The sequence below is a fragment of the Streptomyces sp. RK9 genome, from assembly GCF_045070545.1.
GTDB lineage: Bacteria > Actinomycetota > Actinomycetes > Streptomycetales > Streptomycetaceae > Streptomyces > Streptomyces alboflavus.
The window spans coordinates 2,558,475-2,584,602 of the sequence record NZ_CP173703.1 but is presented as its reverse complement, the minus strand read 5'-3'; the positions used below and the strand labels follow the sequence as shown (position 1 = coordinate 2,584,602).

21 protein-coding genes are annotated in these 26,128 nt (G+C 74.0%); 14 read left to right on the top strand and 7 right to left on the bottom strand.

All coding sequences use genetic code 11. From position 1 onward, the window contains the following. Positions 1-40: 40 nt before the first annotated feature. The 3 genes from araD to AB6L24_RS10410 all read right to left on the bottom strand — a co-directional run bounded on the left by araD (position 41) and on the right by AB6L24_RS10410 (position 3,549). Positions 41-1,804: an L-arabinonate dehydratase gene (araD, locus tag AB6L24_RS10420; protein ID WP_405657118.1), complete on the bottom strand. Its 1,764-nt coding sequence runs from the start codon at positions 1,802-1,804 to the stop codon at positions 41-43. Continuing rightward, entirely contained in the window at positions 1,801-2,808 is a 1,008-nt protein-coding gene (locus tag AB6L24_RS10415) for a dihydrodipicolinate synthase family protein (protein ID WP_405654455.1), read from the bottom strand. The genes araD and AB6L24_RS10415 overlap by 4 nt, the downstream gene beginning before the upstream one ends. Before the next feature lie 138 nt (positions 2,809-2,946). Continuing rightward, positions 2,947-3,549, bottom strand: a complete 603-nt coding sequence (locus tag AB6L24_RS10410) for a TIGR03086 family metal-binding protein (RefSeq protein WP_030358864.1) — start codon at positions 3,547-3,549, stop codon at positions 2,947-2,949. Positions 3,550-3,689: 140 nt separating this feature from the next. On the opposite strand from AB6L24_RS10410, the gene AB6L24_RS10405 reads away from it, so the two are divergent. Continuing rightward, positions 3,690-4,907 (top strand): MFS transporter, encoded by a 1,218-nt coding sequence (locus AB6L24_RS10405; RefSeq protein ID WP_405654452.1) that lies wholly within the window; start codon positions 3,690-3,692, stop codon positions 4,905-4,907. Here AB6L24_RS10405 and AB6L24_RS10400 read toward each other — a convergent pair. The 3 genes from AB6L24_RS10400 to AB6L24_RS10390 all read right to left on the bottom strand — a co-directional run bounded on the left by AB6L24_RS10400 (position 4,882) and on the right by AB6L24_RS10390 (position 8,451). After that, positions 4,882-6,243 (bottom strand): S28 family serine protease, encoded by a 1,362-nt coding sequence (locus AB6L24_RS10400; protein ID WP_405654449.1) that lies wholly within the window; start codon positions 6,241-6,243, stop codon positions 4,882-4,884. The genes AB6L24_RS10405 and AB6L24_RS10400 overlap by 26 nt on opposite strands. Before the next feature lie 103 nt (positions 6,244-6,346). Next, positions 6,347-7,513: a hypothetical protein gene (locus AB6L24_RS10395; RefSeq protein ID WP_405654446.1), complete on the bottom strand. Its 1,167-nt coding sequence runs from the start codon at positions 7,511-7,513 to the stop codon at positions 6,347-6,349. Next, on the bottom strand, positions 7,510-8,451 hold the full coding sequence (locus AB6L24_RS10390) for a 5-dehydro-4-deoxyglucarate dehydratase (protein WP_405654443.1): 942 nt from the start codon (positions 8,449-8,451) through the stop codon (positions 7,510-7,512). The genes AB6L24_RS10395 and AB6L24_RS10390 overlap by 4 nt, the downstream gene beginning before the upstream one ends. 213 nt (positions 8,452-8,664) lie before the next feature. Here AB6L24_RS10390 and AB6L24_RS10385 point away from each other — a divergent pair, with 213 nt between their 5' ends. The 12 genes from AB6L24_RS10385 to AB6L24_RS10330 all read left to right on the top strand — a co-directional run bounded on the left by AB6L24_RS10385 (position 8,665) and on the right by AB6L24_RS10330 (position 23,671). Next, positions 8,665-9,474, top strand: a complete 810-nt coding sequence (locus tag AB6L24_RS10385) for an NAD-dependent epimerase/dehydratase family protein (protein ID WP_405654440.1) — start codon at positions 8,665-8,667, stop codon at positions 9,472-9,474. A 101-nt stretch (positions 9,475-9,575) separates the two neighbouring features. Continuing rightward, the gene (locus AB6L24_RS10380) at positions 9,576-10,784 is read left to right on the top strand and encodes an alpha/beta hydrolase family protein (RefSeq protein WP_405654437.1); all 1,209 of its coding nucleotides are present in this window, start codon (positions 9,576-9,578) and stop codon (positions 10,782-10,784) included. A gap of 345 nt (positions 10,785-11,129) precedes the next feature. Continuing rightward, positions 11,130-11,891, top strand: a complete 762-nt coding sequence (locus tag AB6L24_RS10375) for a DeoR/GlpR family DNA-binding transcription regulator (protein WP_030358857.1) — start codon at positions 11,130-11,132, stop codon at positions 11,889-11,891. Positions 11,892-12,085: 194 nt separating this feature from the next. After that, a complete protein-coding gene (locus tag AB6L24_RS10370; protein WP_405654433.1) occupies positions 12,086-13,456 on the top strand; it encodes an ABC transporter substrate-binding protein in 1,371 nt (456 codons plus the stop codon). Continuing rightward, a complete protein-coding gene (locus AB6L24_RS10365; protein WP_405654430.1) occupies positions 13,453-14,403 on the top strand; it encodes a carbohydrate ABC transporter permease in 951 nt (316 codons plus the stop codon). The genes AB6L24_RS10370 and AB6L24_RS10365 overlap by 4 nt, the downstream gene beginning before the upstream one ends. Continuing rightward, entirely contained in the window at positions 14,400-15,308 is a 909-nt protein-coding gene (locus AB6L24_RS10360) for a carbohydrate ABC transporter permease (RefSeq protein WP_380851264.1), read from the top strand. Before AB6L24_RS10365 ends, AB6L24_RS10360 begins: the two co-directional genes overlap by 4 nt. Next, positions 15,305-16,294: a zinc-dependent alcohol dehydrogenase family protein gene (locus AB6L24_RS10355; RefSeq protein WP_405654427.1), complete on the top strand. Its 990-nt coding sequence runs from the start codon at positions 15,305-15,307 to the stop codon at positions 16,292-16,294. Before AB6L24_RS10360 ends, AB6L24_RS10355 begins: the two co-directional genes overlap by 4 nt. Positions 16,295-16,368: 74 nt before the next feature. Further along, complete coding sequence (locus AB6L24_RS10350) at positions 16,369-16,590, top strand: hypothetical protein (RefSeq protein ID WP_405654424.1); 222 nt, start codon at positions 16,369-16,371, stop codon at positions 16,588-16,590. Between the two features lie 259 nt (positions 16,591-16,849). Beyond that, positions 16,850-18,070, top strand: a complete 1,221-nt coding sequence (locus AB6L24_RS10345; protein WP_405657117.1) for a TerD family protein — start codon at positions 16,850-16,852, stop codon at positions 18,068-18,070. Between the two features lie 195 nt (positions 18,071-18,265). After that, the gene (locus AB6L24_RS10340) at positions 18,266-18,439 is read left to right on the top strand and encodes a hypothetical protein (RefSeq protein WP_405654421.1); all 174 of its coding nucleotides are present in this window, start codon (positions 18,266-18,268) and stop codon (positions 18,437-18,439) included. A 116-nt stretch (positions 18,440-18,555) separates the two neighbouring features. Next, on the top strand, positions 18,556-21,090 hold the full coding sequence (locus AB6L24_RS10335) for a protein kinase domain-containing protein (RefSeq protein ID WP_405654418.1): 2,535 nt from the start codon (positions 18,556-18,558) through the stop codon (positions 21,088-21,090). 196 nt (positions 21,091-21,286) lie between these two features. Then, positions 21,287-23,671: a protein kinase domain-containing protein gene (locus AB6L24_RS10330; RefSeq protein ID WP_405654415.1), complete on the top strand. Its 2,385-nt coding sequence runs from the start codon at positions 21,287-21,289 to the stop codon at positions 23,669-23,671. 16 nt (positions 23,672-23,687) lie between these two features. Here AB6L24_RS10330 and AB6L24_RS10325 read toward each other — a convergent pair whose 3' ends face one another. Next, a complete protein-coding gene (locus AB6L24_RS10325) occupies positions 23,688-25,163 on the bottom strand; it encodes an alkaline phosphatase PhoX (RefSeq protein ID WP_405654412.1) in 1,476 nt (491 codons plus the stop codon). A gap of 132 nt (positions 25,164-25,295) precedes the next feature. Between AB6L24_RS10325 and AB6L24_RS10320 the strand changes: the two genes are divergently transcribed. Then, on the top strand, positions 25,296-26,102 hold the full coding sequence (locus AB6L24_RS10320) for an SDR family NAD(P)-dependent oxidoreductase (protein ID WP_405654410.1): 807 nt from the start codon (positions 25,296-25,298) through the stop codon (positions 26,100-26,102). Positions 26,103-26,128: the final 26 nt, after the last annotated feature.

Sequence of the window (26,128 nt, the reverse complement as noted above, 5' to 3'; positions counted from 1 at the left end):
AGACCGTAGAGCGACCTAGTTAGGAATGCAACCTATCCAGCTAACCTGCGTAGGGGTCGGGGACCGCTCCCGGCCGGGCGAGGAAGTCGAAGTCGCAGCCGGTGTCGGCCTGGGTGACATGCGCGGCGTACAGGGCGCCGTAGCCGCGTTCGTGGCGGACGGGGGGTGGCGTCCAGGCGGCGCGACGGCGGGCCAACTCCTCGTCGGGGACGTTGAGTTGAAGCGTCCGGGCGGGCACGTCGAGGGTGATCGTGTCGCCGGTGCGGACCAGGGCGAGGGGGCCGCCGACGTGCGACTCGGGCGCGACGTGCAGCACACAGGTGCCGTACGAGGTGCCGCTCATCCGCGCGTCGGAGATCCGCACCATGTCCCGCACGCCCTGCTTCAGGAGGCGTTCGGGGATCGGCAGCATGCCGTACTCGGGCATGCCGGGGCCGCCCAGGGGGCCGCTGCCGCGCAGCACCAGGACGTGGTCGGCGGTGATGCCGAGGGACGGGTCGTCGATGGTGCGCTGCAGGGTGCGGTAGTCGTCGAAGACCACGGCGGGGCCGGTGTGCCGCAGCAGCCGAGGGTCGGCGGCGATGTGCTTGATGACGGCGCCGTCGGGGCAGAGGTTGCCGCGCAGGACGGCGACGCCGCCCTCGGGGGCCACGGGGTTGTCGCGGGTGCGGATGACGTCGTCGTTGTGGACCCGGGCGGGCTTGAGCTGGTCGCGCAGGGTGTCGTGGGCGACGGTCGGGCGGTCCAGGTGCAGCAGGTCCGGGATGCGGGTGAGGAAGCCGGGCAGGCCGCCCGCGAAGTGGAAGTCCTCCATCAGGTGCGTCGAGCCGCCCGGCCGCACGTCGGCGAGCACCGGCACCCGCCGCGCCGTGCGGTCGAAGTCGTCGAGGGTGAGGCGGACCCCGGCGCGGGCGGCCATGGCGACGAGGTGGATGACGGCGTTGGTGGAGCCGCCGAGGCCGAGGACCGTCGTGACCGCGTCCTGGAAGGCGTCGGGGGTGAGCAGCTGCGACAACACCCGGCCCCTGCAGACGAGTTCGACGACGCGCAGCCCGGACGCGGCGGCCATGCGGTCGTGCGCGGAGTCGACGGCCGGGATCGACGAGGCGCCGGGCAGGGTCACGCCGAGGACCTCGGCGGCGGCGGTGAGCGTGGACGCGGTGCCCATCGTCATGCAGTGGCCCGGCGAGCGCGCGAGGCCGCTCTCCAGCTCGGCCAGCTCGCAGTCGCCGATCAGACCGGCCCGCCGCTCGTCCCAGTACTTCCACATGTCCGTGCCGGAGCCGAGCACTTGGCCGCGCCAGTGGCCCGGCAGCATCGGCCCCGCGGGCACGAAGACCGTGGGCAGGTCGACGGACGCGGCGCCCATCAGGAGCGCGGGCGTCGACTTGTCGCAGCCGCCGAGCAGCACCGCGCCGTCCACGGGATAGGAGCGGAGCAGTTCCTCGGTCTCCATGGACAGGAGGTTGCGGTAGAGCATGGGCGTGGGCTTCTGGAACGTCTCGCTGAGCGTCGAGACCGGGAACTCCAGGGGGAAGCCGCCCGCCTGCCAGACCCCGCGCTTGACGGCCTGGGCGCGCTCGCGCAGATGGACGTGGCAGGGGTTGATGTCCGACCAGGTGTTGAGGATCGCGATGACGGGCTTGCCCAGGTGCTCCTCGGGGAGGTAGCCGAGCTGGCGGGTGCGGGCGCGGTGCGAGAAGGACCGCAGACCGGCGGCGACACCGGAGCCGTACCACTGGTGGCTGCGCAGGACGGGTGGGGAGGGGCTGTGCACGGCGTCCCGTATGCCCCCGCCCGTCACCGCCCCCACCCCGCCACGATCTCCGCGACCTCCGCGCGCACCGGCTCCGGCAGCACGCTGCTCGGCGGGCGTACGTCGCGTCGGCACAGGCCGAGGACCGCGAGCGCCTCTTTCACCACCGACACGTTGGCCGCGGAGCCGTCGGCGGCCCGCAGCTCCTCGAAGCGGCGGATCCGCTCCCAGACCGCCATCGCCGTGCCGTGGTCCCCCTCACGCAGCGCCCCCAGCATCGCGAGCGACAGCAGCGGCGCCACATTGACCAGGCCCGAGGTGAAGCCGGTCGCCCCGGCCGAGAAGTACGCGGGCGCGTACGGCTCCGCGAGGCCCGCCACCCACACGAACCGCTCGGCGCCCGCGTCCCGCGCGAACGCCGCGAAGCGCGCCGCGTCCGGCACCGCGTACTTCACGCCGGTCACGTTCGGGCAGGCGTCGGCCAGCTCGGCGAGCCGGGACCCGGGCAGCCGCGGGTCGCGCACGTACGGCACGACGCCGAGTCCCGGCACGGCCTCGGCGACGGCCCGGTGGTAGGCGACCCAGCCCGCGCCGGAGACGTACGGGTGCGCGGGCTGGTGCACCATCACCAGGCGCGCGCCCGTCTCGGCGGCGTGCCGGGCGTCGGCCGTCGCGGTCGCCAGGTCGTGGCCGACGCCCACGACGACGGCGGCCCGGTCCCCCGCCTCGGCGACGGTCAGCTCGGTGACGGCGCGCCGCTCGTCGGGGCTGAGGGTGTAGAACTCGCCGGTGTTGCCGTTCGGCGTGAGCGTGCGGATGCCCGAGTCGAGCAGGCGGCGCAGCAGGGCGCGGTGGGCCGGGCGGTCGAGGGTGCCGTCCGCGGCGAACGGGGTCACGGGGATGGCCACGACGTCGGCGAGGGCGGCGCGGCGCGGGTCCGAGGAGTCCCACCCGGCCCTGTCCGGGGTCGCCGCGGCCCCTGAGTCCGTCGAAGGCCCTGAGGTCGTCGCAGGCCCTGCGTTCGTCGGTGTTCCTGAGGTCGCTGGAGTCATGGGCGCGCCTCTCGCGTATCGCGTCTCATATATGACGCATGAAGTACGACGCGATGAAGCTAGGCGTGCCGCGCGGGCCGCGTCAACGGCTGTGCGGCGTCCGGTCGTTGCGCCGCCCCGGCGGCCCGGTGGCCGCTGTCAGGGCCGCCAGGACGGGTCGCGTCCGCTCAGGGCGACCACCTGGTCCAGGAGCGAGGCCCCCTCGGGGACCGGCTGCGGCGGCCCGAAGAGGGTGCCCCGCGCCTCGGGCGACTCGGCGGCGGTCGCGGACACCATGGCGTAGGAGACGGCGAGGCTGACCTCGTCGGGGCCGTACTCCTGGCCCGTGGCGCGTGCCAGGTCCCAGCCGTGCACGACGAGTTCGTTCATGGCGACGGTGCCCGCGATGTCGCCGGGCAGTTCGACGCCGCCCGCCCGGGTGTCCCCGGTCCACGCCGCCGGGTCCCGCCACACCTCGGCGAGCCGGGCGAGCTGCCCGGGAAGTTCCTCCCGCCAGCCGTCGGCGAGGTCGGGCAGGGTGCTGCCCGGGTCGGTGTCCGTGGTGGGCCCGAGCTGTTTGCGGCCCGCGTCGGTGAAGGCGACGGTGAGGCCGACGATGTGGCCGATGAGGTGGCGTACCGCGTAGTCGGGGCAGGGGGTGGGACCGTCGAGCTGGTCGTCCTTGACGGCTTCGGCGACCCGCGCCATGAGCCGTGTCTGCGGTCCGAAGTCCGGCAGCAGGGCCTCGGTGTCGTCCGGCATGGGTTTCTCCTTCGTCCGCGTGCGGGGCCTCGGTAGGGCCCCCTCCTCAGGTCGACTCCTCGGACGCGCCGAACTCATCGCCGCCGCGTAGGGCATCTGCCCGATGCCCCGCGCGCGGCCTCAGAACCAGCATCGGGCGCATGGCAACGACGATCGGACGTGTCCTGCGGGACCGCAACGCGGGCCTCTACCTGACGGCGGTCGTGGTCTCCGGGTTCGGGAGTTCCGCGATGGCGCTGGTGTCGGGCATCTGGGTGAAGGAGCTGACCGGCTCCGACGGCCTGGCCGCCCTGTGCACCCTGGCCCTGTGGGCCCCGCTGCTCCTCGGCCCCCTGCTCGGCACCCTCGCCGACCGCACCCGGCGCCGGCCCCTGCTGGTCGCCGTGAACGTGGGCCTCGGCGTGCTGCTCCTGCCGCTGCTGTGGGTGGACCGCGTGGGCGGGGCGGCGGGCCTCGGCCTGCTGTTCGCCGTGCTCCTGGTGTACGGGGCGTGCGGCGTCGTCACCGACGCGGCGGAGGCCGCCCTGGTCGCGGGGGCCGTCGGCAAGGACCTGCTCGGGGACCTCAACGGGCTGCGGATGTCCGCGAACGAGGGCATGAAGCTGCTGGCGCCCGTGGCCGGGGCCGCGGTGTTCACCGCCTGGGGCGGGCCGCGCGTCGCGCTGCTCGACGCCGTCACGTTCGTCCTGGCCGGGGGGCTCTTCGCGCTGCTCCGGGTGGCGGAGGCCCGTCCGGCGGCGGACCCCGAGGGGTGGCGGGCGGGCACCGCGCGGGGCGCCCGGGTGCTGTGGGGCGACGCGCGGCTGCGGCCGCTGGTCGTCGCGGGCGGGCTCACCATGCTGTCGTCGGGGGTCAGCGGGTCGCTGGTGTACGCGATCGTCGAAGGGCTCGGCCACTCCCCCGCGTACGCGGGCACGCTGTACGTCGCGCAGGGCGCCGGGTCCGTCGCCGTCGGGATCGCGTCGGGGGCCCTGATGCGGCGCGTGGGCGAGCGGCGGTTCGCGGGCGCCGGGATCGCGCTGACCGCGGTGTCGGCGGTGCTGCTCGCGTCGCCGTGGGACGCGGTGGTGCTCGCGGGGAGCTTCGCCAACGGCGCGGGGCTGCCGTGCGTGCTCGTCGCCGCGCTGACGGCCGTGCAGCGCGAGGCGCCGCCGGAGCTGGTGGGGCGGGTGGCCGCGACCGCGGGCACGCTGATGTTCGCGCCCACGGCGGCGGGCATCGCGCTCGGCGCGGCGCTCGTCGAACTCGTCGATCACCGGCTGCCGCTGGCCGTCGTCGCGGGGGCGCGGCTGCTGATCGCCGCGCCCCTGCTCCGGTCGGTGGCCGGGCGTGCTACTTCACGCCGGCCCAGCGCTTGATGGTGGCGACGGCCCGCGACTGCTGCGGCTCGGGCAGCTTCGCGATGCTCGCGCCGTGGTTGGCGCCCGGCACCTCGTACAGGTACGAGTCGCGGTGGCTCGGCCGGAACCGCTCCGCGCTCCACGGGTCGTTCTCGCCGTAGACGAACATCATCCGCTGGCCGCGGGTCTTCACCCAGCGGTCGACGTCGGCGATGGTGCTGTTGTTGTACGAGCCGCGCATGGCGGGCGGGAGCACCGAGTTCGGCTGGTAGATGTCCGGGTAGTGGCGTACGCCCTTGAGGTGCTTGAACTTCAGGTCGGCCCAGCCGAGTTGGGTGGCGGCCTGGCGGTAGTAGGGGCCTGTGGTGTTCTCGCCGAGCTCGGCGTCGTGGTAGACGCTCAGGCCGTGCTTCTTCGACCAGTCGTACAGCTCGTCGTCGCTCGCCTTCTTCGCGTCGGGCACGGTCGGGCAGTCGGCGGCGGTGCCGGACTGCCAGAAGTTCCACACCTGGTCGAGGACGGCGAACTCGTACGCGCGGTCGGTGGTGCCGAGCGTCTCGTGGAAGGTCTGGCCGTTGGCCTTGGCGTCCGCCTCGAACTTGGGCAGGAGCGCGTCGCGGCGCACCAGCATCTCGCGCTGCACGGCGTTCAGGGCGGTGCGGCACTCCTTGGTGCCGACGGTCTTGAAGAAGCGCTCGTAGGTGCTGTCGTCCTTGTTGTTCGCGTCGTTGGGCGCGACGAAGGCGACGACGGCGTCCAGGTCGCCCGGGTAGAAGCGCTCGTGGTACGTGGCCGTCATGCCGCCCTTGCTGGCGCCCGTGCCGAGCCACTTGCCCTTCTCGATGGTGCGCAGCGCCTTGGTGATCCGGTGCTCGTCGGCCGCCTCCTGCTGGACGGTCATCTTGGACCAGTCCTTGCCCGCGGCGCCGGTCGGGCGGGACTGCTCGAAGTAGCGGTGCTCCAGGCTGACCTGGTTGGCGTCGATCAGCTTGGTGAGGGCGGTGGTGCCGGAGGCGAGGGTGTAGCCGCCGGTGTAGAGGACGGTCGGCTTGTCGGTGGCCTTGTGCCACAGGGTCAGGCGCTGGGTGAAGGTCCCGGAGGCGCCGGGGCGGTGGTGGTCGACGGGCTGGCGGTACGTCAGGGAGTAGAGGGGGTGGCCCTCCTTCTCCGTGACGGAGACGACCGTCATGCCCGGGATGTTCTCCAGCTGTTCGCGGATGTCGGCCGTGCCGGTGGGGCGGGGGCCGGTCTGCGCGGTCCGGTCGGCCTGCGCCGCCGCGGGCGCGGTGGTCGCGAGCACCGCCGCGCCCACCGTGAGGCCGCACACCAGCGCGGATATCCCCTTGTTGCGCACCTTGTCTCCTCGTCTGACGATCAGTCGCGCCGCGGGGAGAGCGGGTGGGTTGCCCCCGGTCCTCGCCTGTTCGCGGCGGGTGGTGCGCGGATCGTAGCCGTTGTCAGGCGATCTGCGACAGGGCCGTCCGGACCAGCGCCAGATCGTCGTCCGAGGCCAACCCTGCGTGGTAAAGCCGCAGTTCAGTGGCGCCGAGGCGGGCCGCTGCGCGGGCGTCGGCGGCGAGTGTCGCGGGGCTGCCGCCCATGCCCGCGACGACCGTGAGGTTGGCCGCGAGGACGGTGTCGGGACCGGCGTGCGCGGCGAACGGCAGGAGCGGGTCGGGGCCGGAGGCGCAGGGCACGACCACGCCGTCGGCGACGGACAGGACGTGCCGCGGGTCGACGCCGGCGTTCGCGCCGCAGTGGTGCGCCACCGGGTCGGCGTGCAGCAGCACCCGGAAGCCGTCGGGAGCCGCCGCGCGCACCGCGCCGACCGCCGCCTCCTGGAGCGCGCGGGCGCACCCCTCGCGCCAGGCCCGGGTGACCGCCGCCGTCTCGGCGCCGAGGAGCTTCTCCACGCCCGCCCAGCCGGGGTCGGTGGCCGCGCCCCGCCACACCGGCTCCAGGGCGAGGCGCACGGCGGCGGCCAGTTCGTCGGGGTCGTGGCCGTGCCCGGCGTACCCGGCGCGGCAGCCCCCGCAGAAGCACAGCGACATCAGGTACTGCCCGGCCTCGCCGAGGCCCACGCCCGCGATCTTGTCGTGGGCGTGCAGATGGGCCAGGCCGTACCAGCCGCACGACTCCAGTTCGGTGCCGCCCGCGCCGGGCCTCGTGGCGGCCTCCGCGGCGAGGTCCGTCAGGTAGGCGCGGGTGGCGGGCTGCGCGACGCAGGGCGCCCACGGGTAGCGGTCGCCGTAGGCGTTCACGACAGAGGTGTCCGGGTGTTCGGCGCCCATGCGGGAGTTGTGCGCGAGGACCACCCAGGTGTGCACGTCGAGCCCGGCGGCGGCCAGGGCGTCGGCGGCCTCCTGGTAGGTGTCTCCCGGGGCCCAGGCGCCGGCCGGGTACGGGCGCAGGGTGCGGGACGCCCAGCGGTCGTCCGGCTCGTACAGGACCGCGGCGTGCTCGGCGGTGACGACGCGGTGGCGGGGGTGGCGGGGGGTGAGGGCGCGGGTGGAGTGGTAGGCGGCGGCGAGGGTGACCTGTTCGACGCCGAGGTCGGCGATCCGCGCGGCGGCCCGGGGGTCGCCGACGACGTCCCAGGGGTAGAGGAACGCGGACGTTCTCACACGCCCTCCCGCAGCAGCGCCCGGCCGCGCTCGACGAGTTCGGCGAGCCGCTTGACGTGGTCGTCGGACGGCTCGTGCAGCGGCGGACGCACCCCGCCGACGTCGAGTCCCGCGAGCCGCACCCCGGCCTTGACCAGCGAGACCGCGTAGCCCCTGCCCTCCTTGCGCAGTTCGACGAAGGGCCGGTAGAAGCCGTCGATCAGGCGCTCGGCCGTCTCGTCGTCGCCGAAGTTCAGGGCCTTGTGGAAGGCGAGCGCGAGGTCGGGTGCGAAGCAGAAGACGGCCGACGAGTAGAGGCTGACGCCGATGCCCCGGTAGGCGAGGCCGGTCAGCTCGGCGGTGGGCAGGCCGTTGAAGTACAGGAACTCGCCCGGGACCTCGGCGCGCACGGCGCTGACGACGCGCTGCATCAGGTCGAGGTCGCCGAGGCCGTCCTTGAAGCCGATGATGCCGTCCGCGCGGGCGAACTCGACGACCGTCTCGGGGGTGAAGACGGCGTTGTCGCGCTGGTAGACGATGACGTCCAGGGAGGTGGCGGCGGCCAGTTCGGTGTAGTGCCGAAGGAGGCCGTCCTGGGCGGCGACCACCAGGTACGGCGGCATGGCGAGGAGCCCGTCGGCGCCCGCGGCCTCGGCGAGGCGCGCGTACCTGACGGCGAGCGCGGTGCCGTACCCGGCGCCCGCGATCACGGGGACGCGGCCCGCGGTCTCCTCGACGGCGGCCGTGACGAGCAGCTGGAACTCCTCGGGGGTGAGCGCGTGGAACTCACCCGTGCCGCAGCACGCGAACACCGCGGCGGCGCCCGCCTCCACGCCCCCGCGCACATGCGTGCGGAAGGCCTCGATGTCGACGGATCCTTCGGCCCCGTACGGCGTGACCGGGAAGAACAGCGGCCCGCTGGGAACGCGGAGCCTGGCGGCGAGGGGGGCTGACGTCACGGGCTCTCCCTAAGCGTGCACGTTTCTGATTCATATCCATATCCCTGAACGCGCCCACGCTAAGCCGCCGCGCCGGGCCGGTCAAGCGCGCAAACCCGCAACTCAGGACCGGATTCACGGACTCCGCGCGGTACTTGACGGCGGGGGCCACCGCTCCCTAGCGTGTCCACGAATGTGAATCTCATACATGAACGCGTACGAGGAGATCACCGCATGCCCGCTCCCCGCACCGTCCTGCTGACCGGCGCAGCCGGCGGCCTCGGCACCCTGATGCGGGGGCTCCTGCCCGCGTACGGATACGACCTGAGGCTGCTCGACATGCGCCCCGTCGACGGCGAGCCCGACGCCCTCATGGTGGACCTCGCCGACCGGGCCGCCCTGCGCGAGGCGGTGCGCGGCGTCGACGCCGTCCTGCACCTCGCCGGGATCTCCCTGGAGTCCACCTTCGACAAGATCCTCAAGGCGAACGTCGAAGGCGTGCACCACCTCTACGAAGCGGTGCGCGAGGAGGGCGTCCCGCGGGTCGTCCTCGCCTCCTCCAACCACGCGGTGGGCTTCACCCCGCGCCCCGTCGGCGACGACCCGCTGATCCCCGTCGACACCCCGCGCAGGCCCGACACCTTCTACGGCCTCTCGAAGTCCTTCGGCGAGGACCTGGCCCAGCTGTACTGGGACAAGTACGGCATCGAGACGGTGTCCGTGCGGATCGGCGCCTGCTTCCTGGAGCCCGTCAACGTCCGGATGATGTCGGTGTGGATGTCGCCCGGCGACGGGGCCAGGCTGTTCCACGCCGCGCTCACCGCGCCGCACGTCAAGCACTCCGTCGTGTACGGCTCCTCGGCCAACACCCGGCTCTGGTGGGACCTCGGGCCCGCCCGCGCGCTCGGGTACGAGCCGCAGGACGACTCCGAGCAGTACGCGGAGAAGCTGATCGCCAAGCACGGCGAACTCGACCCCGCCAACCCCGACCACGCGCACCTGGGCGGCCACTTCTGCACGAACCCGCCAGTGTGGCCGTATTGAGGCTCGTCCTTGGAGCTGACGGTTCCGTACGCCTGCGGAAGGGTGCGGGTCAGCCCGCGGGGCGACGTGCGCGAACGCGCCGCTGGCTAGCGTGAGTTGTCATGACTGCACCTCGAAAGACCCCGCGCGGGCGCGCCGTCGCCACCGTGCTCGCGCTGGCGCTCGCCGTGCCCCTCGCGGCCGCGGCGAGCGCCCAGGCCGCACCCGCCGCCGACCCCAGGCCCTCGGCCACCGCGCAGGCCCGCGCCACCGACGCGCCCGCGGTCCGGCCCGAACTCCCCCGCCCCACCGGCCGGTTCACCGTCGGCCGCGACACCCTGCACCTGGTCGACAAGAGCCGCGAGGATCCGTGGGTGCCCTCGGCCGGGGCGCGGGAGCTGATGCTGTCGCTGTACTACCCGGCGCGCGGCACGAGCGGCCGGGACACCGCGTACACCTCCGCGGCGGCGGCCAAGGAGCTGCTGGCCTATCACGAGCTCGACAGCCGGGTCTCCGCCGCCGACTACAGCTCCACGCGCACCTACGCCCGCACCGGGGCACACCCCGCCCGGGGACGTTTCCCGCTGGTCGTGCTCTCCCCGGGCTTCACCGCGCCGCGCTCGACGCTGACGCACCTCGCCGAGGACCTGGCGAGCCGGGGGTACGTGGTCGCGACGGTCGACCACGCCTATGAGGCGGCGGGCGCGGAGTTCAGCGGCGGGCGCGTGCTGCCGTGCGTCGGCTGCGTGGACGGCGGGGGCGACTCGGGGCCGCGCGTCACCGCGGACCGGGCCAAGGACCTGTCGTACGTCCTGGACCGGCTCGTCGGCGGCAGGACGGGCAAGGCGAGCTGGCGGCACTCCGGGATGATCGACGCCCGGCGGGTCGGCGTGGGCGGGCACTCCATCGGCGGCGCCGCCACGGCCGCCCTGATGGACACCGACCCGCAGGTGCGGGCGGGCATGAACATGGACGGCGGCTTCCACACCAGGCCCGACAGCGTGGCCCGCCCCTTCCTGCTGCTCGGCACCACGACCACGACCCAGGCCGGCGACCCCTACGACTGGGGCGCCGCCTGGCCGCACCTGGAGGGCTGGAAGCGCTGGCTCACGGTCGCCGGGTCCGGGCACTTCACGTTCACCGACGTGCCGGTCGTCCTCGGGCAGCTCGGCGAGCACGACCCCACGGCGCCGATCTCGGGGCGGCGCTCCGAGCAGATCACCCGCGCCTACATCGCCGCGTTCTACGACCGGCACCTGCGCGGGACCGCGCAGCCGCTGCTCGACGGGCCGACGCCCGCCCACCCCGAGGTCGGCTTCCACCAGCCCTGACGGACGGGGTCCTGCCGGCCGACCGGTCCCGGTCGACGGCAGGCCCCCGGCCGTTCATTTCCCGGCGTTGATTTCCAGCCGTCCAGGCCTCGCCCCGCCCGCCGCCCGCGCGCCAAACGGGCGGGAAACGGGCGCGGCGGGCCGATCAACGGGCACATGATCGCGTTGCCGCGCAGGACATCGCCCGGGTAAACGGGCGGATTCGGGCATCATCATGGCCGTTGCGCGCCTGGTCACCCACTTCCCCGCGCTGTAGAACTTCCCCACAGGGCCCGAACGGGCAGAGCATCGCAGTGCGGATCGCAGTGCGGATCGCAGTGCGGTCTGTGGGAAGAGGTGGCACCCATGTCGGCGGAGGAACGTCAGCGGCAGATCGTGCGCGCGGCACGCCGCTCCGGATCCGTCGACGTGTCCGTGCTCGCGGCCGAGCTCGGCGTCGCCAAGGAGACCGTGCGCCGCGATCTGCGCGCCCTGGAGGACCACGGCCTGGTCCGCCGCACCCACGGCGGCGCCTACCCCGTGGAGAGCGCCGGCTTCGAGACGACGCTCGCCTTCCGTACGACCATGCACGTGCCCGAGAAGCGCCGGATCGCGGCCGCCGCGGCCGAGCAGCTCGGCGACGCCGAGACCGTCTTCATCGACGAGGGCTTCACCCCGCAGCTCATCGCCGAGGCACTGCCCAAGAACCGCCCGCTGACCGTCATCACGGCCTCGCTCTCGACGGCGGGCACACTCGCCGCGTCCGAGCACGTGACCGTCCTGCTGCTCGGCGGCCGGGTCAGGGCGGGGACGCTCGCCACCGTCGACCACTGGACCACCCGCATGCTCGCGGGCTTCGTGATCGACCTGGCGTACATCGGCGCCAACGGCATCTCCCGCGAACACGGCCTGACCACGCCCGACCCCGCGGTCAGCGAGGTGAAGGCACAGGCCATGCGGGCCTCCCGGCGCACCGTGTTCGCGGGTGTGCACACCAAGTTCGGGGCGGCCAGCTTCTGCCGGTTCGCGGGCGTGGGCGACCTGGAGTCCATCGTCACCGGCGTGCAGCTGCCCGCGTCCGAGGCGCACCGCTACTCGCTGCGCGGGCCGCAGGTCATCCGCGTCTGACCGCGGGGGCCACCGGCCGCCCGCCCCCACAACTGATCTCCCGCTCCCGCACACCGGCCGCCGCACGGCCACCGGTGCGGCACCGCACACCCAAAATCCCCAGCCGCCCCCCCCTGCCCCTCACCCCTGCCCCTCTCCTCTCCTCCCCTCTCCTCCCTTCCCCCCTCTCTGTCCCCCTTGTTCAGGAGCGATTCATGCGAACCCAGAGCCGACGGAGGTCGCGGCGGCTGCTCGCCGCGGCCGCCGCAGGGACGCTGCTCACCCCGCTGCTCTCCGGCTGCTGGGCCGGGGCGGGCGGGTCCGGGTCCGGCGGCGACTCCATCAACGTACTGATGGTGAACAACCCGCAGATGGTGGAGTTGCAGAAGCTCACCGCCGCCCACTTCACGAAGAGGACGGGCATCAAGGTGAACTTCACCGTGCTGCCCGAGAACGACGTCCGCGACAAGATCAGCCAGGACTTCGCCAACCAGGCGGGCCAGTACGACGTGGCGACGCTCAGCAACTACGAGATCCCCATCTACGCCAAGCATGGCTGGCTGCGCGAGCTGGGCCCGTACACCCGCAAGGACCGGGCCTTCGACCAGGACGACATCCTGCCGCCGATGCGCCAGTCCCTGACCGGCGAGAACGGCAAGCTCTACGGGCAGCCCTTCTACGGCGAGTCGTCGTTCCTGATGTACCGCAAGGACGTCTTCGACAAGGCGGGCCTGAGCATGCCGAAGAAGCCCACCTGGCAGCAGGTCGCGGACCTCGCCGCGAAGGTGGACGGCGCCGAGAAGGGCATGAAGGGCATCTGTCTGCGCGGGCTGCCCGGCTGGGGCGAGGTGATGGCGCCGCTGACGACGGTCGTCAACACCTTCGGGGGCACCTGGTTCGACAAGGACTGGAAGGCGCGCCTGGACTCCCCGGAGTTCGAGAAGGCGACGCGCTTCTACGTGGACCTCGTCCGCAAGCACGGCGAGTCCGGCGCGGCCCAGTCCGGGTACGCGGAGTGCCTGAACAACCTCACCCAGGGCAAGACCGCCATGTGGTACGACGCCACGGCCGCCGCCGGATCCCTGGAGGCCGCCAAGTCCCCGGTCAAGGGCAAGATCGGCTACGTACCGGCGCCGGTGGAGAGGACGGCGAGCTCCGGCTGGCTCTACACCTGGGCGTGGGGCCTGCAGAAGTCCTCGCGGAACCCCGACAAGGCCTGGAAGTTCATCTCCTGGGCGTCCAGCAAGGAGTACGAGGAACTGGTCGGCGAGAAGATCGGCTGGTCCAACGTGCCCGCGGGCAAGCGCGCCTCGACGTACGAGAACCCGAAGTACCGCGAGGAGGCGGCCGCCTTCCAGGGCGTCATGCGCGCCGCCATCGCCGACGCGCGCCCGCGCGACCCGGGTGTGCAGCCCCGGCCCGCGCCCGGCATCCAGTTCGTCGGCATCCCCGAGTTCACCGACCTCGGCACCCGCGTCTCCCAGGAGATCAGCGCGGCCATCGCCGGACGCCAGTCCGTCGCGTCGGCGCTGGACAAGGCCCAGAGACTCGCCGAGAAGATCTCCGAGGAGTACGAGGGACGATGACCGCCACGACAAGCACCCCGCTCCCACGCGCGGCCGGGCGCACCTCCGCGCCACGCCCCTCGGGACGGCTGCGCGCCTGGGCCACCCGGGCCCCGCTCCTGCCCGCCCTGATCTTCATGATCGCCGTGACACAACTGCCGTTCGTGGCGACCCTGGTGATCTCCTTCTTCGACTGGAACGCGCTCTACCCGGACGCCCGCAGCTTCACCGGCCTCGCCAACTACCACGAAGTCCTCACGGACGCCGACCTGCGCAAGTCCGTGTGGACGACGATCCTGCTCACCGCGACGGTCGTCCTCGCGAGCCTCGTCATCGGCCTCGGCCTCGCGCTCCTGCTCGACCGGAAGTTCCGCGGCCGCGGCGTGGTGCGCACCCTGCTGATCGCGCCGTTCCTGCTGGTGCCGGTGGCCGCGGCGCTGCTGTGGAAGCACGTGCTCTACAACCCCGAGTACGGCCTGTTCAACGGCGTCCTGCACTGGGTCGGCGGCGACGGCGCGACGCAGCCCGACTGGATCTCCAACACGCCGCTGATCGCCATCGAGCTGTCCCTGATCTGGCAGTGGACGCCGTTCATGATGCTGATCCTGCTCGCGGGGCTGCAGAGCCGCGACACCGAGCTGATCGAGGCGGCCCGCATGGACGGCGCGAACAACTGGCAGGTGTTCCGCCACCTCACGCTCCCGCACCTGCGCCGCTATCTGGAGCTCGGCGCGCTGCTCGGCTCGATCTACATCGTGCAGAACTTCGACGCGGTCTTCACGATCACTTCGGGCGGGCTCGGCACCGCGAACCTGCCGTACACCGTCTACCAGAGCTTCTACCAGGCCCACGAGAACGGCCTGGCGTCCGCCGCCGGTGTGCTCGTCGTCATCGGCTCGATCATCATCGCGACCTTCGCGCTCCGCGTGGTGTCGTCCCTCTTCCGTGAGGAGGTGTCCCGCGCATGAGCGACGTCCGCGTGAGCGACATCCGTACGAGCGGCGCCGCCGTGCACGCCCCCCGGCCCAAGGCGCTCCGGGACCGGAAACCGGGACGGGCCCGGGGCGCGGGCCTCGCGCTCGCCGCCTGGGTGGCCGGGCTCCTGTTCTTCCTGCCCATCGCCTGGATGGCGCTGACGTCCTTCCACTCCGAGGAGGACGCGGCGACGAACCCGCCCTCGGTGGCGGCGTCCCTCACCCTGGACGGCTACCGGGAGTTCTTCGGCTCGGGCGGCGGCGCGAGCCCCTGGCCCTCGCTCATCAACTCGTTCGTGGCGTCGACGGCGTCGACGCTGCTCGTCCTGGTCCTGGCGCTCCCGGCGGCGTACGCCCTGTCGATCCGGCCGGTGAAGAAGTGGACGGACGTCCTCTTCTTCTTCCTCTCGACGAAGATGCTGCCGGTCGTCGCGGGCCTCCTGCCGATCTACCTCTTCGCCAAGAACACCGACTTCCTGGACAACATCTGGCTCCTGGTCATCCTCTACACGTCGATGAACCTGCCGATCGCCGTCTGGATGATGCAGTCGTTCCTGTCCGAGGTGCCGGTGGCGATCATCGAGGCGGCGCAGATCGACGGCGCGAGGCTGCCCACGATCCTCACCCGCGTGGTCGCCCCCATCGCCCTCCCGGGCATCGCCGCGACCTCCCTGATCTGCTTCATCTTCTCCTGGAACGAACTGCTCTTCGCCCGGGTCCTGACGGGCGTGGTCGCCCAGACGGCGCCCGTCTTCCTGACCGGCTTCATCACCAGCCAGGGCCTGTTCCTGGCGAAGGTGTGCGCCGCGTCCCTCGTGATCTCCCTGCCGGTGCTCGCCGCGGGGTTCGCCGCCCAGGACAAACTGGTCCAGGGCCTGTCGTTGGGAGCCGTCAAGTGAAAGCCGCCATCATCGAGTCCGTCGGCAAGGCCGTGATCGGCGAGGTCCCCGACCCCACGCCCGGGCCGCGCGACGTGGTCGTGGAGGTCGCCGCGTGCGGCCTGTGCGGCACCGATCTGCACATTCTGCAGGGCGAGTTCGCGCCGACGCTGCCGGTGGTGCCGGGGCACGAGTTCGCCGGCCAGGTGGTCGGCGTGGGCAAGGGCGTCACCGAGGTGTCGATCGGCGACCAGGTCGCCGTGGACCCGTCCCTGTACTGCCACGAGTGCCGCTACTGCCGCGAGGGCCACAACAACCTGTGCGAGCGGTGGGCCGCGATCGGCGTGACCACGGCAGGCGGCGCGGCCCAGTACGCGGTGGCGCCGGTCGCCAACTGCGTCCGGCTGCCCGAGCACATCCGCACCCAGGACGCCGCCCTCATCGAGCCGCTGTCCTGCGCGGTCCGCGGCTACGACGTGCTGCGCGCCCGGCTCGGCGCGCGCGTCCTGATCTACGGCTCCGGCACGATGGGCCTGATGATGCTGGAGCTGGCCAAGCGCACCGGCGCCGCGAGCGTCGACGTCGTCGACCTCAACCCCGACCGGCTCGCCACCGCCGAGCGCCTCGGCGTGAGCGGCTCCGGGGCGCACCCCGACGAGCTGGACCGCCCGCGCGGCTGGGACGTCGTCATCGACGCCACGGGCAACGCCGCCGCCATCCAGGACGGCCTCGACCGCGTCGCCAAGGCGGGCACGTTCCTCCAGTTCGGCGTCGCCGACTACGCCACCCGCGTCACCATCGACCCGTACCGCATCTACAACCAGGAAATCACCATCACCGGCTCCATGGCCGTCCTGCACAGCTTCGAACGCGCCGCCGAGCTCTTCGCCGCCGGCGTCCTCGACCCCGACGTCTTCATCAGCGACCGGGTGCCCCTGGCCCAGTACCCCGAGGCCCTGGAGAAGTTCGCGTCGGGCGAGGGCCGCAAGATCGTCGTGGTCCCGTGAGCTGAGCCGAGCCCGTCCGGGCCCGGCCCAAAACCGATACCGCCGGAGCATGACCGGGCCCTACCATCCCGGTCATGCCAAGACCCCACGGATTCCAGTACGACCAGCGCGCCGACGGCACCGTCGTCATCACCCACGGCACCCGCACCGCGGCGACCCTGCGCGGCCCCCGCGCCGAACAGTTCCTCACGGAGGCGTCGTCCGGCGACGCCCAGTTGGTGATGGCGCGCTGGACGGGGAACTACAAGCGGGGCAATGAGAGGGTTTCGCGGGGGCATCCGCGGAACGCGGGCTGAGGCGGGCGCGCAGCCCGTCCTGGCATATTCAGCCCGTCCGGCGCTTGAGGACGAGGCGCGGAGCGCCGATTCGGCGGCGGCCCGTCCCACCCGAAGGGAACATCGGCGAGGTCTGGGGTCCAGGGGGCGCAGCGCCCCTGGTCACGGGAAGGGGCGGGATCGGGGAGCCCCCGGCAGGGACCACCCGCCCGCCGCCGAAAATCTCCCCGAGTAAGGGAACGGCAAAGTCCCCCCGCTCGTTACCCCAGGCATGACAGCTATGACCCCTGGCTCGAACATCCCCCTGACCGCGGCCCGCGTGACGGTGGACGTCACCGCCCCCGTGCGTCTTGACGTATCGGGCCTGCTGCTCACCGCCGACGGCAAGGTGCGCTCCGACGACGACTTCATCTTCTACAACCAGCCCGCGGGCCCGGGCGTGACGTACCGCTCGGGCGGCGGCACGTCCCCCGACGCGATCACGGTCGACACCTCGGCCGTCCCCCCGGGCATCGAGAAGATCGTCGTCACGGCCAGCCCGGACGCGGCGGGCCAGTCCTTCCAGGGCGTCGAGCCCACGGCCACGATCCGCAACGCGGACGACGGCTCGGTCCTCGCGACGTTCACCCCGCCCCAGCTGGGCGCGGAGACGGCCCTGGTGATCGTCGAGGTCTATCTGCGCAACGGCGCCTGGAAGGCCCGAGCGGTGGGCCAGGGCTACTCCAACGGCCTGGCGGGCATCGCGACGGACTTCGGCGTGACGGTGGAGGAGCCGGCCCCGGCCCCCGTCCAGCCCGCGGCCCCCATGGCCCCGCCGGCCGGCCCTCCGGTGCAGATGCCGCCGCCCCCGGCGGCCGACCCGCGCCTGGCCCAGCAGCCCCCGGCCCCGCCCGCGGCCCCGGCGGCCCCCGCCCCCGGCGCCGGAAAGATCAACCTGGACAAGGGCCGCGTCAGCCTCCAGAAGAACCAGACGGTGTCCCTGGTCAAGGGCGGCCGCCCGCTCCTCTCCCAGGTCAAGATGGGCCTCGGCTGGGAGCCCGCGTTCCGCGGCAAGGACATCGACCTGGACGCGTCGGTCATCGCGTACGGCCCGCAGCGCAACCACATCGACAGCTGCTACTTCGGCAAGCTGAAGATCCTCAAGGGCGCCGTGAAGCACTCCGGCGACAACCTGACGGGCGAGGGCGGCGGCGACGACGAGGTGATCGTCGTCGACCTCGGCGCCCTCCCCCAGGAGGTCACGGGCCTGGTCTTCACCGTCAACTCCTTCTCCGGCCAGAAGTTCACGGAGGTCGCGAAGGCGTACTGCCGCCTGATCGACGGCGCCACGGGCGAGGAGCTGGTCCGCTTCGACCTGACCAACGCCGAGGCACAGACGGGCGTGATGATGGCGAAGCTGATCCGCCAGTTCACGGGCGAGTGGGACATGACGGCGATGGGCGAGTTCGTGAAGTCGCGCACGGTGCGGGGGATGGTGAAGCCGGCGGCGCAGGCGCTGTAGCGGGCGGGGGCGCCTCGACCAGGCTCCCCGGCCCGTGGTCGGCCCCCTTAGGGTCGGCACCGAACGACGGCCTCCGCGGCGCGAGTCGCTGCGGGGGCCGTTGTCGTGGCGCCGAGGCCCGGGGGAGCGTCGTCGTGGGCGCGCCGAGGCGGGCGGCCGGTCGTCGGGGACGCGCCGAACACGGGAGCCAAGTCGGTGCGGATCGCCGCCCGGGACGGCGCTAAGGGCGCCCCGACGACCGTCCGCTGCGACAGCCCCCTCACCGTGGGCCGGGTCCACACGGCACCCGGCGAGCAGCGGTTGGCGATCAGCGCCGAAGGCGGCGCCCGCTGGACCCTGGCCGTCGTAGACGGACGCGGCGACCTGTGAGCCGGTGAGGCTCCGGTCCGCCGACCCGCGCAACCGTACGATGCCCCACAGGCGTCGCACAGTTCGGCCGGGCGAGGGGGTCCGGGGGCCGAAGGGGACGAGGGGGTGCGCGGGGCATGGCTGGGGCCGGGCGTGGGGGGTCCGTCGAGGTGGGTGGGTACCGGCTCGTGGCCCGGCTCGGGGCGGGCGGGATGGGGCAGGTGCACCTGGCGCGCTCCGCGTCCGGGCGGCCCGTCGCCGTGAAGACCGTCCACCCCCACCTCGCCGCCGAACCCGAGTTCCGTGAGCGCTTCCGCCGCGAGACCGCCGCCGCCCGCGCCGTCACCGGCCCGTACACCGCCGCCGTCCTCGACGCCGACCCGGAAGCCGAACAGCCCTGGCTCGCCACCGAGTTCTGCGCGGGCCCCGTCCTCACGGACGCCGTGTCCGCGCACGGTCCCCTCTCCACCGCCGACCTCGCCGCGCTCGGCGCCTTCCTCGCCGAGGCCCTCGCCGCCGTGCACGCGGTGGGCCTCGTCCACCGCGACCTCAAGCCGTCCAACGTCGTCGTCACCCGCGACGGCCCCAAAGTCCTCGACTTCGGCATCGCCAAGGCCGCCGCCGACGACAGCCTCACCGCCACCGACGAGGCCATCGGCTCCCCCGGCTTCATCGCCCCGGAACAGCTCGCGCGCGGCGCCGACGACGCCCGCCCGGGGCCGCCCGCCGACGTGTTCGCCCTCGGCGCCCTCCTCGCCCTCGCGGTCACGGGCCGCGCCCCCTTCGGCGCGGACGGCGCGGCCCGCGTTCTGTACCGCACCCTCCACGAGGACCCGGACCTCGACGGCGTACCCGACCCCGCCCCGCGCGCCTTCCTGGCCCACTGCCTCACCCGCGACCCGGCCCGACGTCCCACGGTCGCGCAGGTCCTGGCGTGGTGCGCGGCGAGGGTGGAGGGGGCTCCGTGGTGGGAGCGGGGTGCTGTCGCTGGGCTGATACGGCGTCATGAGGATGATGTGGTGCGGTTGTTGGGGGGCGGGGAGGGGGGCTCGGGGGCGGGGGCGGGCGCGGGGGGTGTTTCGGGGGCTGCGGAGCCCGGGGCGCCGGAACCCGGAGCCGCGGCGCTCGGAGCCGCGGCACTCGGGACTGCGGCACCCGGGGCTCCGGCACTCAAGGCTCCTGCGTCCGCCACACCGCAGTCCGAGGTCCGGTCGCCGCCCGACGGCCCGCTCAGCGCCCCGCAACCCACCAGGTCGACGCCGACCTCTACGCCGACACCGGCACCAATAGCGCCCAACCCTCACCCCACCAACCCCTCACCCCCCACCCGCAAATCCACCCCCACCGACGCGTCTCCCGCCACCGACCGACCCCCCTCCCGCCGCAGCCTCCTCCTCTGGGGCGGCGCCGCCCTCGCCACCACCGCTGGCGTCACCGGTGTCGCCATCGCACTCCAGGGCGGGGACGGGGACGCGGATGGCAAGGACGGAGGCCCGCCGAAGCGGCCGTCGGACGCGACGGCCAAGGGGCGGGTCCTGTGGAGCAGGGACGTGGGCGAGCTCCGGCCCGACGGTCTGGTGCGCCGGGGCGACGACCTCTACCTGCTCGCCGCCGACTCCCTGACCTGCCTCGAAGCCCGCTCCAACACCGAGCGATGGGTGTACGCCGCGGAGCGGTTGCAGAGCGTGGACCGGTACCGCGACACGGTCTACGTCCTCCGGGACGACCTCTTCGAACCCGAGATGCACGCGCTGGACGCCGCCACCGGCCGCAAGGTGTGGACGTCCCCGTTCCCGCGCCTCAACCCGAAGCGCCGCGCCGAGGGCCTGCCCTCCTTCGACTCCGACGACAGCGCCCTGGAGGGCAACCAGGGGACGTTCGTGCTGGCCGGGGACGTGCTGTGCTTCCTCACCTACGCCCCGTACGACACCATGTGGGCGCGGCGCAGCTCCTGGGGGCGGCGCTGGCGGGCGTACGGGTTCGACGCGCGGACACGCGAGGAACTGTGGTTCCACGAGGGCACCGCCGCCGGGGTGATCGGCGTCGACGAGGCGGGCGGGCGCATCGCCGTGGCCGCGTCCGCGAACCCCGGCCTGACGGGCACGGACGACTACGCGCGGCGGGACCCGCTGGTCGTCCTGCGCGCGGCGGACGGCAAGGTGGAGCGGACGGTGCGCGACGGTGCGCGGCACCCGCGCGCCCACCCGGGCGCGAAGGGCGTGGCGTGCTACGCGAGCCGCACCGCGATCCGTGCCGTCGACCTCACCACGGGCCGCGTCCGCTGGACCCGCCGCATGGACTCGCCGACGGCCGTCACGCCGGTGCCGACGCGCGGCATGCTGCTCGCCGCGACGTCCGAGGGCCTCAGCGGGTACGCGGCCACGTCCGGTGGCAAGCCGCGGTGGACCCGTACGGACGTCGAGGAACTCACCGCCGCCGACGGCTCGTTGCTGACGGCGGGCGGCCATGTGTACGTCGTGGGGCCCGAGCCGGGCACGACGGGTGAGCCCGGCTGGGGCCTGCACGCCCTGGACGTCCGCACCGGCCGCACGGCCTGGGCGGCACGGTCCGAGGGCCTCAGGACGGTGAAGGCGGCCGCCGCGGCGCCGGACGTGGTCCACGTGTACGCGGACGGGACGGTCGTGGCGCTGGCAGCCCCGGAGCGAGCATGACGCCCACGCGCACAGGGACCGGACACCCCAACAGCCGTAACTCCTCGGGCAGTTGGAGCACCCCTGCCGACCCGATCACCCCCAGAAGCCCGAACCCCCGCCACAACCCGCCCGCCTCGGTCCCCCCGCCCGGCCACCCCGACCACGTCCCCCCGCCCGGCCCCGTGCGCCCCCCATCCCCGATCGGCACCCCCGCATGACCTCCCCCCTCCTCTCCGAGGACCCCGAAACCCTGGGTGGGCACCGGCTGTTGTCCCGGCTCGGGGCGGGCGGGATGGGCCAGGTGTATCTGGCCCGGAGCCCCGGCGGGCGCCTGCTCGCCGTGAAGACCGTGCACGAACACCTCGCCGCCGACGCGAAGTTCAGGGAGCGCTTCCGCAGGGAGGCGACCGCCGCGCGGGCCGTCACCGGTGCGCACACCGCCGCCGTGGTGGACGCCGACCCGGACGCCGACCAGCCCTGGCTCGCCACCGCGTATCTGCCGGGGGTCACCCTGCGCCAGGCCGTCGCCGCAGGCGGCCCGCTGCCAGGACCGGTCGCCCGGGCGCTCGCCGCCGCCCTCGCCGAGGCCCTGGCCTGCATCCACGCCGCGGGCATCGTGCACCGCGACCTGAAGCCGTCCAACGTCCTGGTCACCGCCGACGGCCCCCGCGTCATCGACTTCGGCATCGCCAGGGCCACGGGCGCGCACGGGCCGCTGACCGCGACCGGGTCGATGCTCGGCACGCCCGGCTACATGGCCCCCGAGCAGATCCTCGGCGGTCCGACGGGACCGGCCACCGACGTGTTCGCCCTCGGCGCGGTCCTCACCTTCGCCACGACCGGCGCGGGGCCGTTCGGGACGGGCCCGGTCGCCGTCCTCCTGTACCGCGCGGCCCACGAGGACCCCGACCTCAGGGGCGTACCGGAGGCGGCGGGGCTGCGCGACCTCGTCGCGGCCTGCCTTCGGCGGGACCCGGCCGGGCGGCCCGCGGTCGGGGATGTCCTGCGCCGCACCGCCAGGCCCGACAGCCCGCTGTGGTGGCGTGACGAGCCCCTGCGGTCCCTCATCGCCGACGCGGCGCCGGAGGAGGCCGTGGGGGCGGTGGCGCGGGAGGGGGCGGCGGGGCACGGGGGTGAGGCCTCCTCCGGTGCCGCGGCCACCCTCGTCGCGGACGGTTCGGGCGACCGCCCCTCCGCCCACCCCGCCGCCCCGGACCGCACCGCCCCCGCCCGCGCCCACCGCCACCGCACCCTCGCCCGCCGCTCCGCCCTCACCGTCGCGGGCGGTGGCCTCGTCGCGCTGATGGGGTGGGCCATCAGCACCGCCCCGCCCGGCTCCAGGACGCAGGACCCGGCGGCGGAGAACACGCTGAGCCTGCGGAAGGGGAAGCGCGCCCCGGGGGCCACACGGTGGACGCTGACCCTCGACGACGCGGTCGGCGGCAGCCTGGACGCACTGCTGCTCGCGGGCGACACCGTGCTGGTGCGCGGGCCGGAGCGCGGCACCACGCCGGGCGGCGGCACCGTCCACGCCGTGCGGGCCGCCGACGGCTCCGAGCGGTGGCGGCGGGACGGCGACGCGCAGTCCGGGCCCGCGCTGTGGGGCGTGGCGGACGGGCTCCTGGTCGCGCCGGACGTCCTCGCGGAGGTCGTCGACGTACGCACGGGAAAGCCGTGGCCGGTGAAGGACGCGTGGCCGTCGCCGGGGACCACGCGGTGGTTCGCGGTCGCGGACGGGCGGCTCGTGACGCTGCACGTGACCGGCTCGTCGAACGACCCGGAGCTGCGGCTGCGCACCCTGCCCGGCGGCACCGCGCCCGGCGTCCGCAAGGACGTGCCCGCGTGGCTGGCCCCCGCCGTCTCCGGGTCGTCGCTGCTGCTCGCGCCGGAGCCCGCGGAGCTGGTGGAGGGGGCGTCCTGCGTGGACGCGCGCACGGGCGCGGCACGCTGGACGTACCGGCATCTCACGGGCGACGAGCGGGCGGTCGCCGCCCCCGTGACGCTTCCCCGCAAGGGCGCGCGCGGCCCGCGCTTCGCGCTGCTCACCGAGGAGTCCGACCTGCATCTCATCGACGTACGGGGCGGCGAGCGGCGCGCGCGGCGGCGGCTCGAACTGGCGGCGGGGCGGGGCACGACGGCCCTGGGGCAGGCCGCCGGGGTCGGCCTGGTGCTCGGCGGTGGCCGGATCGTGGGCTTCGACCCGGGGGACGGCGGGCCGTTGTGGAGCCACGCGTCGGCGGGCCTGGACGCGAGCTGGCCGCGCCGGGCGGGCGGCGCGCGCGGCCCGGTGACCGCCGACGGCGTCCTGGTGCACTGGACGGACACGAACACCCTCGCGGCCGTCGACGTGCGCGACGGCCGCAAGCCGCTGTGGACGGCGTCGTTCGGGGCGACCGGGCAGCGCCCGCCCGCGGTCGGCGGTGACACCGTCTACGTCACGGCGGGCCGCGAGGTCCGCGCCCTCGGCCTGCGCGACGGCGAGCGGCGGGCGCGGTGGCGCCTGGACGGCACGGCCACCGCGCTCACCGCCGACGCCGACGGGTGGTACGCGATCGTCGGCGGGACGTCCGCGCGGGCGGTCGACGCGCCCGCGCGGTAGCCGGGTGCGGCGCCGGTCAGGGGCGCTGGCGGCGCCACGGCCCCTTGATCGCCAGCATGATGCCCGGGCTCTGGATGTTGGCGTACAGCGTCCGCCCGTCGGGCGAGAAGGTGACGCCCGTGAACTCGCTGTAGGACGGCTTCTCGGGGGTGCCCGCGTTCAGTTCGTTGCGGGCGATGGGGTACGTCCGCCCGCGCTCCGTCGCGCCGAACAGGTGCTGGATGCCGTCGCCGTCCTCGGCGATGACGAGTCCCCCGTAGGGCGAGACGGTGATGTTGTCGGGCCCGTCGTACGCGCCGTCCCTGCCCGGGTCGAGGTTGACGCCGATCAGGACCTTGAGCGTCAGGGTGCGGCGGCCGGGGTGGTAGAACCACACCTGCCCGTCGTGCTGTTCGGGGCTCTCGGCACGGGCGTACGAGGAGACGATGTACGCGCCGCCGTCGCCCCACCACATGCCTTCGAGCTTGCGGGCGCGGGTGACGGCGCCGGTGTCGAACTGCTCGCGGACCGGCACGGTGCGCGCGTCGCGGTCCGCCACCTCCACCCAGTCCACGCCGTACACGGTGCCGATCCTCGTGGCGCGCGCGAGGTCGTCGACGAACCGGCCGCCGGAGTCGTAGCACTTGACGGCCTTGAGGACACCGGCGTCGTCGGCGAGGGTGCGCAGCCTGCCGCGGCCGTGCCGGAAGCCGTGCGGCGGGGTCCAGCGGTACAGCAGGCCGTTGGGGCCCGCGGCGTCCTCGGTGAGGTAGAGGTGGCCGCGCTTGGGATCGACGACGACCGCTTCGTGGGCGTAGCGGCCGAGGGCCTTGAGGGGCTTGGGGTTCCGGTTGGCGCGCCGGTCGTAGGGGTCGACCTCGAAGACGTAGCCGTGGTCCTTGGTCATGCCGTTCTGGCCGGCCTTGTCCTCGGTCTCCTCGCAGGTGAGCCAGGTGCCCCAGGGCGTGGATCCGCCCGCGCAGTTGGTGGCGGTGCCCGCGACGCCGACCCACTCGGCGACCTCGCCGCCGCGCCGGACCTCGACGACCGTGCAGCCACCGGCCGCCGCCGGGTCGTAGACGAGGCCTTCGGCGAGCGGCACCGGGTGCTTCACGCGGGTGCGGGGGCCGCCCAGCTCGTGGTTGTTGACGAGCAGGGTCACTCCGCGCGGGCCCTCGAAGGCGGCGGTGCCGTCGTGGTTCGACGGCGTGAACTCGCCGGTGTCCAGCTTCGTCTTTCCGCTGTGCGTGATGACGCGGTACGAGAATCCGGCGGGGAGGGCGAGCAGGCCCTTGGGGTCGGGCAGGAGCGGGCCATAGCCCGGCGCGCCGTGACCGTGACCGTGGCCGAACTCGGCTTCGCCGTCGGGACCTTCGGCTCCGGCCACCTCCGGGTCCTCCGCGGCGAGCGCGCCGGGCGCGGTGGCGAGCACGCCGACGCTGCCTGCCAGGGCGACGCCCGCCCCGGTGACCGCTGATCGTCTGGCGAAGTCCCTGCGAGTGAGCGACGGCATGATTTCTCCTGAGGGCGCGTCGACCGGGCCTGCTGTCGGCGACAGATTCCCGCTCACGTATAAACGGCGGTTGAACGAAGGCCGACTTCGGCGGTCGTTTTCCGGATGCTCACATTCCGCCAGGAGGCTCCCATGAGCGACGCGCACACGGCCACCGACGCGAGCGGGCACGCTCCCTTTCCCGCCACCGGCCGCCGCGTCCTGGTCAGCGGCGCCTCCCGGGGCCTCGGCCGCGCCCTGGCCCGGGCGTTCGCGGACAACGGCGACCGGGTCGCGGTGCACTTCGGCTCGCGCGCGGACGAGGCGCGGGCCACGCTCGACTCGCTGCCGGGGTCCGGGCACGCCCTGGTGGGCGGCGACCTGTCGGACCCGGCCGGGGCCAAGGGCGTCGCGGACCGCGCGGCCGAGGCGCTCGGCGGCGTTGACGTCCTGGTGAACAACGCGGCCGTGAACCTGCCGCACCCGCCCGCCACCACCTCCTACGAGGACTGGTCCGCGCTGTGGCAGCGGCACGTGTCCGTCAACCTGCTCGCCACCGCGAACCTCAGCCATCTCGCGGCGCACCGCATGATCGGTCAGGGCACCGGCGGCCGCATCGTCAACATCGGCTCGCGCGGCGCCTTCCGGGGCGAGCCGGACCACCCGGCGTACGGGGCGACGAAGGCGGCCGTGCACGCGCTCGGCCAGTCGCTCGCGGTGGCGCTCGCGCCGCACGGGATCGCGGTGGCGTCGGTGGCGCCGGGGTTCTTCGGGACGGAGCGGGTCGCGCACCGGCTGAGCGGGGCGGAGGGCGAGGCGATCCGCGCGCAGAGTCCGTTCGGGCGGGCGGGCACGGCCGAGGAGATCGCGGCGGCCGTGGTGTGGCTGGCGTCGCCGATGGCCGAGTGGGCCTCCGGCGCCGTCCTCGATCTCAACGGCGCGTCCCACCTGCGCACCTGAGCCCGCCGCGGCCTACGTGAAGCGGC

What these genes read in the sequence shown, in the direction of transcription:
- AB6L24_RS10415 (WP_405654455.1), bottom strand. Translation starts at nt 2,808, where the DNA reads ATGACTCCAGCGACCTCAGGAACACCGACGAACGCAGGGCCTGCGACG.
- AB6L24_RS10410 (WP_030358864.1), bottom strand. Translation starts at nt 3,549, where the DNA reads ATGCCGGACGACACCGAGGCCCTGCTGCCGGACTTCGGACCGCAGACA.
- AB6L24_RS10405 (WP_405654452.1), top strand. Translation starts at nt 3,690, where the DNA reads ATGGCAACGACGATCGGACGTGTCCTGCGGGACCGCAACGCGGGCCTC.
- AB6L24_RS10385 (WP_405654440.1), top strand. Translation starts at nt 8,665, where the DNA reads ATGCCCGCTCCCCGCACCGTCCTGCTGACCGGCGCAGCCGGCGGCCTC.
- AB6L24_RS10380 (WP_405654437.1), top strand. Translation starts at nt 9,576, where the DNA reads ATGACTGCACCTCGAAAGACCCCGCGCGGGCGCGCCGTCGCCACCGTG.
- AB6L24_RS10375 (WP_030358857.1), top strand. Translation starts at nt 11,130, where the DNA reads ATGTCGGCGGAGGAACGTCAGCGGCAGATCGTGCGCGCGGCACGCCGC.
- AB6L24_RS10370 (WP_405654433.1), top strand. Translation starts at nt 12,086, where the DNA reads ATGCGAACCCAGAGCCGACGGAGGTCGCGGCGGCTGCTCGCCGCGGCC.
- AB6L24_RS10365 (WP_405654430.1), top strand. Translation starts at nt 13,453, where the DNA reads ATGACCGCCACGACAAGCACCCCGCTCCCACGCGCGGCCGGGCGCACC.
- AB6L24_RS10360 (WP_380851264.1), top strand. Translation starts at nt 14,400, where the DNA reads ATGAGCGACGTCCGCGTGAGCGACATCCGTACGAGCGGCGCCGCCGTG.
- AB6L24_RS10350 (WP_405654424.1), top strand. Translation starts at nt 16,369, where the DNA reads ATGCCAAGACCCCACGGATTCCAGTACGACCAGCGCGCCGACGGCACC.
- AB6L24_RS10345 (WP_405657117.1), top strand. Translation starts at nt 16,850, where the DNA reads ATGACCCCTGGCTCGAACATCCCCCTGACCGCGGCCCGCGTGACGGTG.
- AB6L24_RS10335 (WP_405654418.1), top strand. Translation starts at nt 18,556, where the DNA reads ATGGCTGGGGCCGGGCGTGGGGGGTCCGTCGAGGTGGGTGGGTACCGG.
- AB6L24_RS10330 (WP_405654415.1), top strand. Translation starts at nt 21,287, where the DNA reads ATGACCTCCCCCCTCCTCTCCGAGGACCCCGAAACCCTGGGTGGGCAC.
- AB6L24_RS10325 (WP_405654412.1), bottom strand. Translation starts at nt 25,163, where the DNA reads ATGCCGTCGCTCACTCGCAGGGACTTCGCCAGACGATCAGCGGTCACC.
- AB6L24_RS10320 (WP_405654410.1), top strand. Translation starts at nt 25,296, where the DNA reads ATGAGCGACGCGCACACGGCCACCGACGCGAGCGGGCACGCTCCCTTT.